Raw genomic sequence first — 4,040 nt, 5'->3', positions numbered from 1 at the left:
CTGACCAACAGCACATGATCAGCACCCCGACGCGCAAGCCACCGCGCCACCTCGGCACCCAACGCACCCGTACCACCCGTCACCAGCACCGTGCCGCGCGGGGTCCAGGCGTCCTCGTGCTCGGGGCCCTGCGGTGCCCGCAGCAGCCGGCGTCCGAAGAGGGCCGAGGAGCGTACCGCGACCTGGTCCTCGTGGCCGCTGCCGGCCAGCACGCCGGCCAGCCGGGACAGCGCCCGCTCGTCCGGCGTCCGCGGCAGGTCGACCAGTCCGCCCCAGCGTCCCGGGTGCTCCAGGGCGGCCACCCGTCCCAGACCCCAGATCTGTGCCTGCACGGCATCGTGCACCGGCTCGGAGGCTGCCGTGGCGACCGCGCCACGGGTGACACACCACAGGGGTGCCGTGACACCGGCGTCGCCCAGTGCCTGGACCAGCAAGGCGGTCAGAGCGGCGCCCGTGCCGGCGTTCGGCAGCCACAGCACGCCTTCGAGCTCCGGCGCGTCGCCGACGACGTCCCGGATCAGCGCGGCCAGCGAGTGCCGGTCGGCGCCTTCGACGGGGAAGGTCAGTTGCCGAAGGCTGGCCCCGTGCCGGGCCAGTCCCTCGATGACGTCTGCCGCGGCTCCGGCGCGTGGCACCACCGTCAGCCACTCCCCGGGCAGCCGGGTCGCACCGCTCTCACGCAGCGGCTGCCAGACCACCCGGTAGCGCCACCCCGCGTCCGCCGACGGCAGGGAAGTCCGCGGCCAGTAGCGCCGGTGCTGGAACGCATAGGTGGGCAGGTCGACGCGGCGGGCTCCCCCATCGCCGAAGAACGCCCGCCAGTCCACCGCGACACCGCGCACATGGGCCTGTCCGAGCCCCGTCACCAGCGTCTCCGGCTCGGCGCGTCCCCTGCGCAGCACGGGCACGAACATCCGGTCCTCGCCGGTCACGCACTCCTGGCCCATCGCCGACAACACACCGTCGGGTCCGAGTTCGACGAAAGTCGTCACGTTGTGCGCTTCGAGGGCGCGGATGCCGTCGTGGAAGCGCACAGCCTCGCGGACGTGGCGCACCCAGAAGTCGGGGCCGGTGATCTCCTCGGGGGTCGCGAGAGCACCGGTGAGGTTCGAGACGACCGGGATACGCGGGGCCTCGTACGACAGCCCCTCCACGACCTTGCGGAAATCGGCCAGCATGCCGTCCATGTGCGGGGAGTGGAAGGCGTGGCTGACCGTCAGGCGACGGGTCTTGCGCCCCTGCTCCTCGAAGCGGGCGGCGATCTCCAGTACGACGCCCTCGTCACCGGCCACGACCACGGAGGCGGGGCCGTTGACGGCCGCGATGCTCACGGCGTCGGTCAGGTACGGGGTGACCTCGTCCTCGGTGGCCTGGACGGCCACCATCGCACCACCGGCGGGCAGCTCCTGCATCAGCCGACCACGCGCAGCGACCAGCGTGCACGCGTCCTCCAGAGACAGCACACCCGCACAGTGCGCCGCAGCGATCTCACCGATCGAATGACCGGAGACGAAGTCCGGGCGCACACCCCACGACTCCAGCAGCCGGAACAGCGCCACCTCCACCGCGAACAGGCCGGGCTGGGTATACGCCGTCTGGTCGATCAGCCCGGCATCGTCACCGAACAGCGCCTCGCGCAGCGGGATTTCGAAGTGGGCGAAGATCTCGTCCAGTGCCCGGGTGAAGGCGGGGTGGGCGTCGTACAGCTCCCGGCCCATCCCCAGCCGCTGGCTGCCCTGACCGGCGAACAGGAACGCCGACTTGCCCCGGCTGTCTGTGCTGCCACGGATGACTCGGGGCGACGGGCTGCCCAGGGCCAGGGCCTGAAGGCCGGCCACCGCAGAGTCGTGCTCCGATGCCACGACCACCGCGCGCTCTTCGAAGGACGAGCGGCCCACGGCCAGTGAGTACCCGATGTCCGCCAGCTCCAGTTCGGGGCGCGCCGTCAGATGCGACCACAACCTGTCGGCCTGCGCCGGCAGAGCGTCGGCGTCCATCGCCGACACGAGCAGCGGCACGACCGTGGCGGCGGGGTACGACCGCGTCCGGGGAGCGTCGGTCACGTCGTCTTCGGGTGCCTCCTCGATGATGGTGTGGGCGTTGGTGCCGCTGAAACCGAAGGACGACACGCCCGCCCGGCGAGGGCGGCCGGTCTCCGGCCACTCCCGGGCCTCGGTCAGCAACTCCACCGCGCCCGCCGACCAGTCCACGTGCGGCGTCGGCTCGTCGACGTGCAGGGTCCGCGGCAGCACACCGTGCCGCATCGCCATCACCATCTTGATCACACCGGCCACACCGGCCGCGGCCTGCGTGTGACCGATGTTCGACTTGATCGAGCCCAGCCACAGCGGTTGGTCCTCGGCACGTTCCTGCCCGTAGGTGGCCAGCAGCGCCTGCGCCTCGATCGGGTCACCCAGCGTCGTACCCGTACCGTGGGCCTCCACCGCGTCGACGTCCGACGCCGACAACTGGGCGTGGGCGAGCGCCTGCCGGATCACCCGCTGCTGCGACGGACCGTTCGGCGCCGTCAGACCATTGCTCGCACCATCCTGGTTCACCGCCGAGCCACGGACCACCGCCAGCACCGGGTGACCGTTACGACGGGCATCCGACAGCCGCTCCACCAGCAGCATCCCCACACCCTCACCCCAGCCGGTGCCGTCCGCACCCGCCGCGAACGCCTTCACCCGGCCATCGGCAGCAAGGCCACGCTGCCGGCTGAAGTCGATGAAGGTGCCCGGTGTCGACATCACGGTCACACCGCCGGCCAGCGCCAGATCGCACTCACCGCTGCGCAGCGCCTGGATCGCCCAGTGCAGGGCGACCAGGGAGGACGAGCAGGCCGTGTCCACCGTCACGGCGGGGCCTTCGAGGCCGAAGACGTAGGCGAGCCGTCCGGAGACCACGCTCGCCGCGTTGCCGGTGCCCAGGTGCCCCTCGAGCCCCTCGGGGTCTTCCAGGAGGAGCGAGAGGTAGTCCTGGCCGTTGGTGCCCACGAACACACCGGCCTGGCTGCCGCGCACGGTCGCCGGGTCGATCCCGGCCCGTTCGAACGCCTCCCAGGTGGTCTCCAGCAGCAGCCGCTGCTGCGGGTCCATGGCGAGAGCCTCGCGCGGGCTGATCCCGAAGAACCCCGGGTCGAAGTCGCCCGCGTCGTAGAGGAATCCGCCCTCACGCGCGTACGAGGTGCCGGGCGCTTCGGGGTCCGGGTTGTAGAGGCGTTCGATGTTCCAGCCGCGGTCGAGGGGCAGACCGGAGACGGCGTCCGCGCCTGAGACGAGGAGCTGCCACAAGTCCTCCGGCGACCGTACGCCGCCCGGGAAGCGACAGCTCATCGCCACGATCGCGATGGGGTCGTCCGCCGTCTGCCCCGCTCGCGGCACCGGGCCGTGGGCCACGGCCCGGGTGCCGACCAGTTCGGTCCACAGGTGATCGGCCAGCGCGGACGGAGTCGGATGGTCGAACACCAGCGTCGTCGGGAGCCGCAGGTCGCTCGCGGCGCCCAGTCGGTTGCGCAGCTCGACCGCCGTCAGCGAGTCGAAGCCGAGCTCCTTGAACGCCCGCCCCGCGTCGACGTCGGCGGCGTCCGCGTGGCCGAGTACCTGGGCGACATGCGTGAGGACCAGGTCGAGGAGGAGCTGTTTCTGTTCCGCCTCGGCGAGTCCGGCGAGCCGCTGGGCCGCCGAGGACCGGGGGGCCGCGCCGGGTGCGGGGGCCGCGGCCTGTTCGGTCCGCGCCTCGGGCAGGTCGGCCAGCAGTGGGCTGGGCCGCACGGCGGTGAACCCGGTGGCGTAGCGCTGCCAGTCGACGTCCGCGACGGTCATCACGGTCTCGTCCTGGTCCAGCATCCGCTGCAGCGCGGAGATCGCCGCGTCGCCGGCCATGGGCGGGACTCCGCCGAGCGCCATGCGCTTCGCCAGCGCCTCGTCGGACGCCATGCCGGCCGCCCAGGGGCCCCAGGCGATCGAGGTGGCGGGCAGTCCTTCGGCGCGCCGCTGCTCGGCGAGCGCGTCGAGGTGGGCGTTGGCCGCTGCGTAGTT

The 4,040-nt window shown here is 72.4% G+C and carries 1 protein-coding gene; it reads right to left on the bottom strand.

From position 1 onward, the window contains the following. Positions 1–4,040: type I polyketide synthase (locus tag ACZ5NH_RS45255; protein ID WP_468784297.1), on the bottom strand; the 4,040-nt coding region annotated here is incomplete at both ends.

The sequence above is a fragment of the Streptomyces sp. NPDC031426 genome, assembly GCF_055581585.1.
This window is presented reverse-complemented; position numbering and strand designations above follow the sequence as displayed.